This is a genomic window from Peribacillus suis (assembly GCF_059384845.1).
On the sequence record NZ_CM182019.1, the window covers coordinates 1,051,483 to 1,066,390 of the forward strand.

Genomic DNA, 14,908 nt, shown 5'->3' on the forward strand with positions numbered 1-14,908 from the left:
TTTGCCCCTTTTCGTTTGCTTCAGTGATCAAATGCAAGAATTCTATATTGATAGCCACCCAATTCAGAGTGGTCTTCCTTCGCGATTTCCTTCGTTCTTAAATCAATCATTGAGTCCTCTTTTACATCAAATGGGAGTTTATAAGACTGTGACCGGTCTGTCGGGTTAAGAAGAATGACAACAGAGCGTGCCTCATTGAACTTTCGATAAGCGACGATGTTTGTGTTATTGATCTTTTCAAGGAATTCGAAATGTCCTTCATTTGCAAGCAAGCCTTCCTCTTTCCGTAAAGCAATCAATTCTTTGATTTCGTTATGGAGTTCGCGATTCTGTTTGTCTTCCTCCCAGACCATACATTTTCGACAACCGGGATCCTGGTCGCCAGTTAAACCAATTTCATCTCCATAATAGATGCAGGGACTGCCCTTGAACGTCAGTAGAACGGCATGAATGAGCTTTGCCCTATTCACATCTTCCCCGCAGTCTGTGAAAATCCGTGGTGTATCGTGGCTTCCAAGAAGGTTGAAGGTGACATCGAATACATTGGTCGGATAGCTGTGATAGACAGCCGTCATTTCTTCAATAAACTGCCGGGCATTGATTTTTTGCGAAGCAATGAGGCGGAACACGTTATTGGTAAATGGATAATTCATGACTGCATCGAATTGGTCGCCTCTTAGCCATGGCATGGAATCATGCCAAATTTCCCCGAGAATATATAGATCAGGTTTAATGTTTTTCACCGTATTCCGGAACTCCCGCCAAAACGGTGAATCGACCTCATTGGCAACATCAAGTCGCCAGCCATCGATATCGAACTCCTTAATCCAATAAGCGGCGGTTTCCAAAAGGTATTTTTTGACGTCAGGATTGGCTGTATTCAATTTGGGCATCGATTCAAAAAAACCGAATGTTTCATAATTGGGACGTTCTCCTCCTTTTAAAGGGAAGCCGTGGGGGTGGAACCAATCTTTGTATTCTGAGTCCTCACCTTTTTCAAGGAGGTCTTGAAAGGGAGGGAAATAATAGCCGCTATGGTTAAAGACGGCATCGAGCATCACACGGATATTCCGTTTGTGGCATTCTTCCACAAGGGTTTTCAAGTCCTCTTTCGTCCCGAATTGGGGATCGATTTCCATGTAATCGATCGTGTCATATTTATGGTTGGAATGGGCGTGGAAAATGGGCGTGAAATAGATGCCATTGATGCCGAGGTCCTCTAAGTAATCAAGATGCTCTAGGATCCCCTCGAAATCCCCTCCAAAAAAGTTGTCCACTTTCGGTTCTTCACTGCCCCAAGGCTTTGCACCTTCAGGATCATTATCGGGATTTCCATTCGCGAATCTTTCCGGGAAGATCTGGTACCAGATTGTTTCTTTTACCCATTCAGGCGTGTTAAACACTTCATTTCGATGAAGATAAGGTATGGCAAAATAACAGCCTGTATCATCAGGAGCCTCATCAAAAAAACCTTTTTCCGTATAAATGAGTTCTTCCTCACCCGATTGTAGCTTAAATCCATACCTTATTCTCCGGTAAGGTGGCTTCACATAAATATGCCAGTAATCATAATGGCCATCACTGCCAGAGAGGTACATTGGCACTTGTTCATACTGCCAATGACCTTCATCAAGTATATTGGGGTCTCCAAAGAGGAGTCCAACGTAAGAAATATCTTGTTTTTTTGTACGAAGGCGGATATGAAGAGTTTCTGCATCGATGCTATAAGCAAAATTGTCTGTAGGCCGGTGCTGGATGGACGAACGTTCCATAGAAAACCACTCCAATTCTAGTCAGGTTAATTTTGAAAGCTGAATGAACTTTAAGACTGGAGATTGAGAGGACATTACTTATGTACTGATGAAAAGTTAAAAAAATTAAATATTTCAAAAACTATCCAGTCATTTTGATTATATACCCATTTTATATAAAAAAAGCACCTGGTTCTTAAAAAATATGAAATAGAACGCTTCCATTTAAGAAATAAAATTGATAAAGGAAAATGTTGTAAAAATTGAGTCCTCTCATATAATGATAACAATAAAGATTGATATCGTTTTCATCGTGAATCCACGTTCTTTCCTTTCGATTTTCTAACGGTGGTGTAAACAATTCGAAGCTTTGGGACATGATAGAATCAAACATTTTTAAAAGGAGAATAAAAGTGAAGAAGTTGATGATCTATTTACTCATGTCCCTCATCTTTATCGCTATCGGAAGTGCTTGTGATGCCAATACAGATAAGGAAAATGAAGTGGTGAAGGAAAGGATGCCGCGAGAAAAAGAAACCACGAATGAAAAAAAACCGGAAAAACTGATTGTTTGGGAAGAGGAGAATAAAGGGGAAGCCCTAAAACCGATCCTGAAGGAATTCGAAAAAGAATATGGAATCAAAGTGGAATATAAAGAGCAAAAAGTGAACGATGGGATGTACACACAATTACGCCGAAATGGGCCTATCGGGACATCCCCGGATATCGTGACACTTACCCATGAAAAAATAGGTCAGCTAGTGGAGGAGGGACTGATACAGGAAATCAAGGTGAATGATGAAGTTACAGATGCCTTTTTAGAAGCTTCCATATTCGCCGAAATGTATCAGGGAAAACTATTTGGGCTGCCCAAGTCTGCTGTCACTTCCGTTTTGGTGTATAACGAGAAGATGATGCCGAAGGTCCCGGACACGATGAATGAATTGTATAAAAAAGCAAAAAAGGCTAGGGCAGGTAAGGAGTATGGATTTGCGGCTGAATGGAACGATTTCTATGATGCATATGGAATTATGACGGGAATGGGAGGGTATGTATTCGATCGGGATAAGAAGAAAATAAATCCTTTGGATATAGGATTGAACAATGAAGGTGCAGTGAAAGGTGCGCAATTCATTCAAAAATGGTATAAAGCGAGTGCCATCCCAGAGGGTGACAAAGAAGATATGGAAAAAATGTTTAGGGAGGGGAAGGTAGCCTCCATCATGAGTTCAAAAACTGCATGGTTGGATGGGAAGAATGTCGGCGTCGCTCCGATGCCCCAATTGCCAAATGGAAAGCCAATGAAAACAATCATGGAAATACAGGGCTGGCATATTACCGCATTCACCAAATATCCCTATTGGTCTACAAAATTTGTGGAATATGTATCAAATGAAAAAAATGCAGTGCTCCGTTTTGAACGAACGGGAGAAATCTCCCCTATAAAAACAATCAAAGGGCATGAGGCAATAAAAGATAGTGAAAGGGCACAAGCCATCGCCATACAATTACAATACGCAGAACCGATACCGAATATTCCAGAAATGAATAAAGTCTGGGGACCGATGAATTCCGCGATGCAGGACATAACGGCGATTAAAGCCAAACCGAAAGCCGCTTTGGATGAAGCCGTAAAGAAGATCGAAAAAAGTTACCAGGAGGAATGAAACGGGAAATATGCCCCACTATCAACTGCTCTCCATTTTATCTCTTTTGTGTAAAAAATTTTATAATATGGATTTGACGTCAAGGGGGCAAAACGCTAATCTTAAAGGCGTAAAGAGATAGCTAGGAGGAGAGCGGATATGAAAAAAAGGGTGTTATCACTCGCTTTAATTCCGTTGCTTCTTTTTTACGCCATTCCTGTAGGAGCAGCTGAAAAAGAACAACGAACATGGAAGGATGAAATCGCATACTCATTGATGATAGACAGATTTTTTGATGGAAATCCTAAAAACAATGGGGATGCAGATGTATTGAATCCTTCAGCTTTTAATGGAGGAGATTTCGAAGGAGTCACGAACAAGTTAAATTACCTTAAAGATATGGGGTATACCGCTATCATCCTATCACCTATTTTTGCTAATGAAGATAATGGCTACCACGGGGAATGGGTGAAGGATTTTTATAAAACGGATGAACATTATGGTACGAAACAAGAATTCAAGAAGCTCGTGGATGAGGCCCATAGCCGTGAGATGAAAGTTATTGTTGATTTTCAGGTTAATCAGGTGGGGAAGAATCATTCTTGGCTAAACGAACCTGATAAAAAAGACTGGTTTCACGAAAAAAAGGACATTTCCAAGGATAGCAATCAGCAGAACATGGAAAACGGCTGGGTGAATGGCCTGCCGGACTTAAATCAAGATAACCAGGAAACTCGGGAATATTTGTTGGATGTTGCCAAGTGGTGGATTGCAGAAACGGATATTGATGGGTATCGACTAAATCAAGTTCAACACGTTCCAAAGGACTTTTGGAAGGAGTTTGTTGAAACAGTCAAGTCTGAAAAATCAAACTTCTATACAATTGGCGATGTCCAAGGCAATGAGGATTTGATAAAAGGATATGAGGAAACGGGAATCGATGCTTTCATGGATTACCCACAAAATGCTGAACTGAGAAAAGCATTCGCTGCACCGGATCAGGATCTGGCACCTGTTTTCAATGCTATCGGAACGAGCGGTACACAGGCTTTATTCATGGATACCCAGAATATGCCCCGTTTCACCAAGGATGCTGCCGATCATAATGAAAACCCTGGGGCAAGATGGAAGATGGCCTTATCCTATATGTATACCACTCCAGGTGTACCCATCGTGATGTATGGATCGGAAATCGCCCTTAATGGTGATGAAGCACCGACCAATCATCAATTGATGAATTTTAAGACAGAGCAAGAGCTAGTGGAGTATATCACCAAGCTTTCCGATCTTCGGGAGATGTACCCTGCATTATCAAAAGGGGATATGGAGCCTTTGTACCAAAAGGGCGGTACGGCGGTTTTTAAACGTGTGTATGGCGACGAAACAATGGTGGTGGCCATGAATAATACAACCAAAACGCAAACGATTAATCTCAGTGAAAAGGATCTTGACGAGAACAAAGAGTTGAGAGGTATGCTGAATGGAGATTTGGTTCGTAGTAAGGATAATGGCTACTCGATCGTAATCGACAGGGAGTCAACGGAAGTCTACACTCTTGCATCTAAATCGACCATCAATACTCCCTATTTGATCATTATCGGGTTGGTCCTTGTCATTTTTGCCATTTTCATTGCTTTGGTCATTAAACGTTCAAAAAGGAATCAAGTAAACTAACCATGTACCTCTCGATTTTTGGCTGCAAAACAATGTCCCTTGGCTTTGTGGAATACAGAAACGGGAGGCTACAGCATGAGCAAAACCTGGTGGAAAGAGGCTGTTTGTTATCAAGTTTACCCCCGCAGTTTCATGGATAGCAATGGAGATGGAGTGGGGGACTTAAGGGGATTGATCTCCAAACTGGATTACTTGCAGGAACTTGGGATCGATGTCATTTGGATTAGCCCGTTTTATAAGTCCCCCAACGCAGATAATGGATACGATATCAGTGATTACCAATCGGTTTCTGAAGAATTCGGCACGATGGAGGACCTGGAACAATTGCTGGACGATGTACACCGACGTGGCATGAGGGTGATTCTTGACTTGGTGCTTAACCACACTAGTGATGAGCATCCCTGGTTCGTGGAGTCGCGTTCTTCAAAGGATAACCCGAAACGAGACTGGTATATTTGGAGAGATGGCAAGGATGGTAGGGAACCTAACAATTGGGAAAGTATATTCTCAGGAAGTGCCTGGAAATTCGATGAAAGGTCAAAACAATTCTACTTACATTTATTCGCAGAGAAACAACCGGACTTAAATTGGGAATGTAAAGAAGTCCGGCAGGCTCTATACAGCATGGTGACATGGTGGTTGGATAAGGGCATCGATGGTTTCCGGATTGATGCCATCACCCATATTCACAAGCGTGAGGGGTTGCCGGATATGCCCAATCCATATTGGCATCAATATGTCCCTGCGTTTGAGATGCATACCAATCAGGAAGGGATATTGGATTACCTTCAAGAGCTTAAGGAAGAAACTTTTGCGAAGTATGATATCATGACGGTTGGTGAAGCCAATGGCGTAAGGATTGAACAAGCGGATGATTGGGTCGGGGGAGAAAACGGTAAGTTCAATATGATTTTTCAATTCGAACATCTGGGCCTATGGAATCGGGGACATGATCATCATGTCGACGTCTATGAACTGAAAAGGACCATGACAAAATGGCAAAAGGGACTTCAGAATAAAGGCTGGAATGCTTTGTTTTTTGAAAACCATGACCAGCCGAGAAGTGTGTCCACTTGGGGAAATGATCATCAATATTGGTTGGAGAGTGCGAAAATGATTGGTGCATTGTACTTTTTTATGCAAGGGACACCATTCATTTATCAAGGGCAGGAAATTGGGATGACAAACGTACAATTCGACTCTATCGATGATTATGATGACATTGGCATGAAAAACTTTTATCATATTGAAACCTCCAAGGGACGTTCACATGATGAAATCATGCAGATCATTTGGCATAACGGTCGGGACAATTCACGTACACCCATGCAATGGAATGATACGGAGCATGGAGGGTTTACAGAAGGAACACCCTGGATGAAAGCAAATTCCAATTACCGTGCAATCAATGTGGAAGAGCAAAGGAATAATCCTTCATCCATCTACCATTTTTACAAAAAGATGATTAATCTTCGAAAGAAGTACCAGGTTTTAGTTTATGGAGAATATGATTTATTATGGGAAAATCATTGTGAACTTTATATTTATACAAGAAAAATGAATAGTGAATCAGTGAAAGTCATATGCAATTTCAGTACGAATCACCATTCCATCGATATATCTGATTGGGGGAATATGGAACTATTACTGGGCAATTATGACAATGTGGAAGACGAATGTGAGATTCATTTGCGTCCTTACGAGGTGAGGGTCTACCATCATTAGTTGAAGCTATGTAGTCGTTGGTGCTACTGTAGTTAGTCGTCTGACTTCTGTCCTCTTCTCTAAACAAATCATACGTTTCAATGAAGGAGTTGATTTAAAATCAACTCTCTTTTTTATGATAAAAGTGAAGGCTGACTCTAAAAGCCGATATTTTCTGAAAAAAATAGAAAATTTAAAAAAAGTAATGGATATAAGCATTGAGTTGAGTGTATGATAGATACATATAATTGTATATTTATTTAATATATTGGAAAAGTATTTATTGACTTTACACAAAGTTGTCCAAAAAGTCTGTAATACGATGAGGGGAGACGGGAAATGCATGGCTATTACGATTAAAGATGTAGCTCAACTGGCGAATGTAGCACCTTCAACAGTTTCTCGAGTGATTGCAAATAATCCTCGAATTAGCGAGAAAACGAAAGTGCGCGTGCGTAAAGCGATGGAGAAATTGGGATATCACCCAAATTTCATTGCCCGCAGCCTAGCAAACCAATCAACGAAAATTATAGGGTTGGTCTTACCAAGTTCATCGAATGTCATCTATCAAAATCCATTTTTCTCAACAATCTTGCAAGGACTTAGCGAAGGGGCCCAGGAAAAACAATATTCGCTATTGCTCAGCACGGGAAAAACGGAGAATGAGATTTATGAAGGAATCGTGAATATGGTCCAGGGGGGGATGGTAGATGGTATCGTCCTGATGTATTCAAGGATGAATGATCATATCCTTACTTATTTGCGATCAAGGGATTTCCCATTTGTCATGATTGGAAAGCCATACGATTTTATCGAGGAAATATCATATGTGGATAATGATAACGTCTTGGCGGCTGAACAGGCCTCAGATTATCTAATCCAATTGGGGCATGAAAGAATCGGTTTCATCGGTGGGGATATAAAGTCTGTGATGACACTCGATCGCCTTTCTGGATACGAACGGGCATTAAAAAGGGCTGGGATCGTTCCAAGAAGTGAATATACGATACTTGAGAACTTTGTACATAATGGGGAACTGGAAGTAGCAAATAGGTTGCTATCCATTAAGGAACCTCCGACCGCTTTAATCGTCAGTGATGACTTAATGGCACTTGGAATTGTCCATTCACTAAGGGAGATGGGCATACGCACTCCTGAAGAGATATCAATTGTCAGCTTTAATAACCTTCTTTTCACTGAAATGTCACTACCTGCCCTAACTTCTGTCGATATTAACATTTTTGATCTGGGTTATCAGGCAGCCAAATCGATCATCCAAAAGTTACAAAAGGGAGCAGAGCCGGGGGGAATCATCATACCCCATCAGTTTGTGGAAAGAAGTTCCTGCCGACCTTTAAAGCAAGAATCGTTGGTCATGAATTATTAAAGGGAAGAGCATTGTGTGTCACAATGCTCCTTTGATTTGCATGCATATCCTTAAAACTGGACGCTGAAGCTTCTAAATGAATGGATGCCTGTTCCGTGTCTGTCCAAGTTATGTTTCCGAATGTAGTGGACCGCATCCATCACGTCAAAAAGGATGATTGGCTCGAGGCCTAGCTGATTATGCCCTCCATATATTTTGGTGATGTCTTTTATTTGAGCCACCCTCTCTAAAGAATTAACGAGATCAACCGGGTTCGTGGATGGATAAAATGCGTAGATAGGAGTATCAGCATACAATAGGTCTCCGGTAAATAAATAACCTGTTGATTGGTCGAAAATCGAGATGTGACCCGGTGAATGCCCGGGGGTATGGTAAATGGTTAGGTCACGTTTCCCGAGGAGAATGGTGTCCCCGTCTACAAGCACATTATCAGGAATTCCTTGAAAAGGATGATATGTAAAAGGATTAAATGATTTCGGTACAGGCAAGGTGATGTCACGGGCCATACCTTTTCGTATTTGGTCTAAAGACAATCCTTTAATTCCATTCATCAACCAGTCAGCATCATCTTCATGAACATAGAGCGTATCGAACTCTCCATGGCTTCCAATATGATCAGCATGGACATGTGTAGTGAGGACAATGATGGGAAGTTCTGTTATTTGATCGGTTATCCGTTTTATATGGTCTATTCCTAATCCGGTATCAATCAAGGCAGCCTTTTCCTCGCCTAGCAATAAAAAGGAATGAACTTTTTCCCAATGTCCATATTCACTAATTGCGAATGTTTTCGGGTCTAATTCTGTAACGGTGAACCAAGGATCGATAATAAGAGTCAAAAAATCACACCTTTCTTGTCCTTATATTCGTTACGAGCTTTCTAAATCCTTCTTAATAAAAAAGCAGCGGATCTCAGAAATGAAATCCGCTGCTTCCTTCTCGTAATTAACCGTTTACCACTGAACCGCCGTTGACATGGATGACTTGTCCGCTGACGTAAGATGAATCATCACTTGCTAGATATACATAGGCAGGTGCTAATTCTTCTGGCTGTCCTGCACGACCCATAGGTGTATTTTGTCCAAATTTGGCCACATCTTCTTCACCGAATGAAGCGGGAATAAGCGGTGTCCAGATAGGACCTGGCGCTACACCATTCACTCGAATGCCATCTTTTGAAATGGAATTCGATAGAGCGCGTGTAAAGGCTAAAATGGCGCCTTTAGTTGATGAGTAATCGATTAGCTTTGGATTACCCTGGTAGGCTGTGATTGAGGTTGTATTGATGATGCTGCTCCCTTTTTTGAGGTGCTTCAAAGCGGCTTTCGTTAAGTGGAACATGGAAAAGATATTAGTTCGGAATGTTTTTTCCAACTGCTCGGCTGATATGTCGAGAAGGCTTTCTTGCACATGCTGTTCGCCGGCATTGTTGACAAGGATATCCAACCCGCCGAATTCTTCAATTGTTTGCTTGACGATATCCTGACAAAACGTTTCATCACCGATATCCCCTGCAAGTAGCAAGCATTTTTGTCCTTCTTGTTCGATTAATTCCTTAGTTTTCTTTGCATCTTCGTGTTCATCCAAGTAGGCTACAACTACATTGGCTCCTTCTTTCGCATAATAGATGGCGACCGATTTACCAATGCCGCTATCTCCGCCGGTTACAATCGCTGTTTTTCCTTTTAATTTCCCACTACCTTTATATTCCGATTTTACAGACTCAGGATTCGGATCCATCTTCGTTTCTACTCCGGGTTGATGTTGTTGATGTTGTGGTGGAAACCCTTGTTTATTTTGGTTTGTCATGATTACCCCTCCTATATTTTATTGTATTTTTTATATTCCTTATTTTTGAATTGCTTAAACATAAGAGCAAGAATAGCATCTCACAACTCCTTGGAATCGATACATTGGTTTGAATAACAGGAAATGTGAAGGCGTTATGTGTGAGATATCCAGATAGGGTGTATGGGGAGGAATGGAGGGGGAAATAGGCATGGGGAAACGGGCACCTTGTGCCTTCAACTAAATGAAAAAGGGGCTGTCTAATAAGTCCCTAAAATAAAACAGGTGGAGAAAAACGAGTTGTTTTTCTCCACCTGTTTTTCTATTTTTATAATTATTCATTGAAAGTAGCTGATGCAAGCCAGCTATCTTCAGTAAATTATGTGCCATGGCTACGATGCCAAACTCCGTTTGGACTTTCGTTAAGCCCCGAAGCGAAAAGCGACGGAACGACCTATTGCCCTTGATATGACCAAAAACACTCTCTACCTCGATTTTTCGTCGAGCGTAAATTTGTGCATTCGATTCAGACCAAAGGTTCACTTTTGCTTTCGCTTTTAGTTCTTCATAAACTGGATTAACATGCACTTGGCGATTTCCTGCCGCCTTTGTACATTGCGATTTTAATGGACAATCCGTACAATCCTCACATTCATAAATTTTAAAGTCACGTGTGAATCCATTTTTATCCGTACGGGTCGAGTAACGCTTAAATAAAACCTTACGGTTATTTGGACAGGTGTATTCATCCTTTTGTTCATCATATGCCCAGTTACTCGCATGACGAATATCTTTTTTATAGCTCCGTTTTTGTTCCGTTAAAAAAGTATTGTAAGGAATCAAAGCTTCAAATTCTTCCTCCAAAGAGTAGAGGTAGTTTTCTTCACTGCCATAGCCGGCATCTGCGATGACGTTTTTCGGGAATGGTAGCGATGTATTCTTCAGTGCCTCTATATGGGGCTTAAAACACCGTGTATCAGTTGGACGTTGATGTATCGTATAAAAAAGAATGAATTGATTTTCCGTTGCCATTTGAATATTATAACCAGGTTTTAGTTGTCCGTTATTCATATGATCATCTTTCATTCGCATAAATGTCGCATCCGTATCAGTTTTAGAATAACTATTTCGATCGCCAAATAGAGCGTTTTGTTGTTTATATTTTACTAATCGTGGACCTAAGTCTTCACGCACTAATTTCAATAGTTTCTTAACCGGACTGAGTTCCCGTCGTTTTTCTTTTCGTACCTGGACATCTTCTTCAAGCTGGATACCATTCGTTTCTTTTTCAACTTTTTTCACTAATGCTTTTTCTATTTGAGTTAGTTTTTCCTCTGCCGTTAAAAAGGACGTTTCGTCTTGAGCAGACAGTTCATGCCCTTCTTCATTTGTAATGGTCTGAATCTGTTGGTACGTTTCTTCAATTTTTTCTTGTAGCTTCGCCTCAAATTTGGTCGTCGCCTTTTTCCACACAAATGAATACTTGTTTGCACTTGCTTCAATTTTTGTTCCGTCTAGGAAATAGTTCTCCATTGTGATGTGCTTTTCTTCTATTAGTTGATGGATCATTTCTTCAAATAGCTTCGGAAGGAGCTTTTCCATTTGTTGTGTACGAAATCGATTAATCGTTCGATAATCCGGTTTCTGCAAGGCAGCCAGCCACATTGTTGGGATATTTTCTTCAACCAGTTTGGCGATTTCACGACAGGAATAGACTTTTTGAGAATAGGCATACAAAATGACTTTCGTCATCATTTTGGGATGGTAAGAGCTACGTCCGCCACCATTATAGTGCTCGAAAAAGACTTTATCTTCTACTGATTCAATCATTTGATCGATTACACGCGCGACGTGGTAAGCTGGAATCAGATCCTGAATATCAAAAATCACAGTTGTTTGTTGATTATCATAGGGAATAAAAGTAGGTGTGACATTTCGTTTTTGGGGAACGACAGTTTCCTCATGTATGCAGAGTGGTAGTAAAGTTTGTTCCATGTTATAATTTTCTGTAGTAATCTTTGGATTGCTCATAAAAAATCGTCCTTTCTAAATGTTGTCTGGTAACTTCATTTTACTAAAAAGGGCGATTTTTTTGTGCATAAATTTATAAAAAAAAGGGGTTGCCCTAAAAGTCATATTCCTGACTTTTGGGACAGCCCCTACTAGTTTAGCGGTAATTTAGGAATTGTACATCAATTGATAATTCAGCACCACGGATGGCAGAGATGATGCCTTGCAGGTCATCCCTGTTTTTTCCGGTAACGCGAATTTGGTCGTCCTGAATTTGACTTTTGACTTTTAACCCACTGTTTTTAATGATGGTGTTGATTTTCTTTGCTTGTTCTTTATCGATACCTTGAATGAGTTTAGCGCGTTGACGGACAGTACCGCCGGAAGCCCCTTCTATTTTCCCGTAATCGAGGTTTTTGACGGGAACTCCACGCTTTATAAGTTTACTGATTAAAACATCTTTTAATTGATCAAGTTTATACTCGTCATCAGAAACCAAAACGAGGTCTTCCTTATCGATGGAAATCGTACTTAAGCTGCCCTTGAAATCATAGCGCGTTTGTATTTCTTTCATTGCCATGGTTACAGCATTTGTCACTTCCGAAAAATCTACTTTGGATACTATATCGAATGAATTTTCCTTTGCCATTACTTACCTCCAGCAGGTTTTATTTCTTTTATTATAGAGAAGATAGGTAAGGAAGACAACCATTCATTCTGTTAAGCAAGTGGACTTTGTCAAGGGGATACAGGAAAAAACGGGGGATGTCCCCCGTTATTTATGATCTGTTTTTTTGGAGTAGGAATGTTTTCCCGCTTTAAGATTTTCCTGGTAGGCAATGTTTTTTTCGGCGTTTCTCGCTTGGTTATCTTCGGGTCTTTTATTGTTATCTTTAGTGTGTGACATAATAAAAACTCCCTTCATAATCATGATCAATATGTATTGTTCACAATTATAAGAGGGAGTATGCATATTTATGATTTCACAGGGGTATCGTTTAAGAAGAAGATACCTACAGTACCAGGACCGGTATGTGCCCCGATTACTGAACCGATTGAATGGATCATGAAATTTGTCGTACCAAATTCATGTTGAATCACTTCTTTCCATTCCAATGCGGATTCTTCGTCATTGCCGTGAACAATACCAATTGTTTGAGTAGATAGATTTATGCCACGCTCATGCATTAATTCCATCGCTCTTTTCACTAATTTCTTTTTGCCGCGAATCTTCTCAAGAGGAACGAGTTTTCCATCCTCCACATTTAGTAGCGGTTTAATGTTTAATAACCCGCCAACAAGGGCAGATGTTTTGGATATACGTCCACCACGCGCCAAGTATTCAAGGTCACCTACCGTGAATAGGTGTTCCATGTGCTTGAGGAGAAAATTTATATGTGTTAAAATTTCTTCTTTAGAAGCTCCACTCTGAGCTAACTTGGCAGCTTGTTCAACGACCATGCCAATGCCTAATGATGCGCATTTCGAGTTAATGATCTCTATGTCCAAATCAGGGTATTCTTCCTTCACCTGGTTATGAATCATAACGGCTGTTTGGTACGTTCCGGATAGTTCAGAGGAAAAGGCAATATAAATGCCCTGTTTTTTTTCTTTGGCAAACTCCGTGAATATTTCCAAGAAATGTTCCGGAGAAACTTGTGAAGTTTTTGGAGCCTTGCCATCAAGCATGGCTTGAAAAATCTCCTTAGAATTAATGGTAACGATGTCTTCATAATTTTGCCCATCCAAATGAACTTGTAGGGGGATCAATGTTACATTGTTTTCTTGATAGAAAGACAATGGCAAGTCACATGCACTATCCGCAAGAATCGTGATAGCCATAATACACCCGCTTTCTTTTTACATATTTTAGTAAATGTGTGTTTTACTCTATTTAGTTTAGCATGTAACGGTGAAATTTCAATCACTACGACTATAGAAAGAGAAAATAAGGGGAATTGGCCACTAAAAATAGGATATATTGGAGGTTTTTTGGTTGTATGGTAATGAAATAAAGAAAATTCTAATTGTCATAATTGGTGCATTACTGAATGCTGTTGCAATGAACTTTTTTCTGATTCCTGCAAATGTTTATGCAAGTGGATTCACAGGGGTAGCGCAGTTATTATCAAGTATTATTGGATCCTTTGCACCATTTAATGTATCGACTGGTATCTTACTCTTTCTATTGAATATTCCAGTCACTATTCTTGCCTGGAGGAAGGTTGGGAAGTCCTTCACTTTTTATAGCTTCCTCAGTGTTATATTAATGAGTTTATTTATGGAAATCATCCCGCTAACACGATGGTCCCCAGACATTTTGTTGAATGCTGTCTTTGGTGGTGTGATCGCTGCGGTCGGAGTAGGGATTACATTGAAATTCGGGGCATCGACAGGTGGTATGGATATTATCGCCATGCTTTTATCACGCAAGAAGGACAAGCCTGTAGGAACTTACTTATTTCTTTTGAATGGAATCATCATCGTCACAGCCGGAGCGGTATATGGACCTGAAAAGGCCTTGTATACCCTCGTTACGCTTTATACTTCAACACGCGTGGTAGATGCTATACATACTCGCCATGAAAAGTTGACAGCCATGATCATAACGAAGCAAAGCGAGGAACTGAAGCAAGCCATCCATGCTAAATTGGTTCGCGGCATTACAAGGCTCCCTGCTAAAGGAGCTTTCACCAATGAAAGTAAGGAAATGTTGATGATCGTCATTACTCGGTATGAATTGTATGATTTGGAGAGGATTATTCAAGAAGTCGATCCTCATGCCTTCACCAACATTATTGAAACGTCGGGAATCGTTGGTACGTTCCGAAGGGAATGAACAGTAGGATTTTTACCATATTTTTCATTACTGTTACACTTCATTGACAAATGGATAAATATTGGTGTTTTACGTTTGAGGCTTATCCCAAACGGCTAATGTACTAGCG

Annotated in this window: 12 protein-coding genes; 5 read left to right on the forward strand and 7 right to left on the reverse strand. The window is 40.5% G+C overall.

Features of this window, described 5'->3' with window-relative positions:
- Positions 1-20: 20 nt before the first annotated feature.
- The gene (locus tag AC503W_RS05210) at positions 21-1,772 is read right to left on the reverse strand and encodes a glycoside hydrolase family 13 protein (protein WP_427687870.1); all 1,752 of its coding nucleotides are present in this window, start codon (positions 1,770-1,772) and stop codon (positions 21-23) included.
- Positions 1,773-2,164: 392 nt separating this feature from the next.
- Between AC503W_RS05210 and AC503W_RS05215 the strand changes: the two genes are divergently transcribed.
- The 4 genes from AC503W_RS05215 (at position 2,165) to AC503W_RS05230 (ending at position 8,162) form a co-directional block, all read left to right on the forward strand.
- Complete coding sequence (locus AC503W_RS05215; RefSeq protein WP_407408619.1) at positions 2,165-3,418, forward strand: extracellular solute-binding protein; 1,254 nt, start codon at positions 2,165-2,167, stop codon at positions 3,416-3,418.
- A gap of 138 nt (positions 3,419-3,556) precedes the next feature.
- Positions 3,557-5,071: an alpha-amylase family glycosyl hydrolase gene (locus AC503W_RS05220; protein ID WP_427687868.1), complete on the forward strand. Its 1,515-nt coding sequence runs from the start codon at positions 3,557-3,559 to the stop codon at positions 5,069-5,071.
- Positions 5,072-5,146: 75 nt separating this feature from the next.
- Positions 5,147-6,796, forward strand: a complete 1,650-nt coding sequence (locus tag AC503W_RS05225) for a glycoside hydrolase family 13 protein (protein ID WP_427687866.1) — start codon at positions 5,147-5,149, stop codon at positions 6,794-6,796.
- 322 nt (positions 6,797-7,118) lie between these two features.
- Positions 7,119-8,162, forward strand: a complete 1,044-nt coding sequence (locus tag AC503W_RS05230; RefSeq protein ID WP_427687864.1) for a LacI family DNA-binding transcriptional regulator — start codon at positions 7,119-7,121, stop codon at positions 8,160-8,162.
- Between the two features lie 50 nt (positions 8,163-8,212).
- On the opposite strand, the gene AC503W_RS05235 is transcribed toward AC503W_RS05230, so the two are convergent.
- From AC503W_RS05235 to AC503W_RS05260, 6 genes are all read right to left on the reverse strand, one after another.
- On the reverse strand, positions 8,213-9,001 hold the full coding sequence (locus AC503W_RS05235; RefSeq protein WP_427687862.1) for an MBL fold metallo-hydrolase: 789 nt from the start codon (positions 8,999-9,001) through the stop codon (positions 8,213-8,215).
- A gap of 106 nt (positions 9,002-9,107) precedes the next feature.
- Entirely contained in the window at positions 9,108-9,971 is an 864-nt protein-coding gene (locus tag AC503W_RS05240) for an SDR family oxidoreductase (RefSeq protein WP_402867759.1), read from the reverse strand.
- A 219-nt stretch (positions 9,972-10,190) separates the two neighbouring features.
- Entirely contained in the window at positions 10,191-11,945 is a 1,755-nt protein-coding gene (locus AC503W_RS05245; RefSeq protein WP_494917277.1) for an IS1182 family transposase, read from the reverse strand.
- Positions 11,946-12,117: 172 nt separating this feature from the next.
- Positions 12,118-12,609 carry a YajQ family cyclic di-GMP-binding protein gene (locus AC503W_RS05250; RefSeq protein ID WP_402867760.1) on the reverse strand — a complete coding sequence of 164 codons (492 nt, stop codon included), beginning with the start codon at positions 12,607-12,609 and terminating at the stop codon, positions 12,118-12,120.
- A 126-nt stretch (positions 12,610-12,735) separates the two neighbouring features.
- Positions 12,736-12,867 (reverse strand): DUF3941 domain-containing protein, encoded by a 132-nt coding sequence (locus tag AC503W_RS05255; protein ID WP_403123592.1) that lies wholly within the window; start codon positions 12,865-12,867, stop codon positions 12,736-12,738.
- A 68-nt stretch (positions 12,868-12,935) separates the two neighbouring features.
- Positions 12,936-13,802: a DegV family protein gene (locus AC503W_RS05260; protein WP_427688563.1), complete on the reverse strand. Its 867-nt coding sequence runs from the start codon at positions 13,800-13,802 to the stop codon at positions 12,936-12,938.
- Positions 13,803-13,956: 154 nt separating this feature from the next.
- Between AC503W_RS05260 and AC503W_RS05265 the strand changes: the two genes are divergently transcribed.
- A complete protein-coding gene (locus AC503W_RS05265; RefSeq protein ID WP_402867763.1) occupies positions 13,957-14,799 on the forward strand; it encodes a YitT family protein in 843 nt (280 codons plus the stop codon).
- The last annotated feature ends 109 nt before the right edge of the window (positions 14,800-14,908 follow it).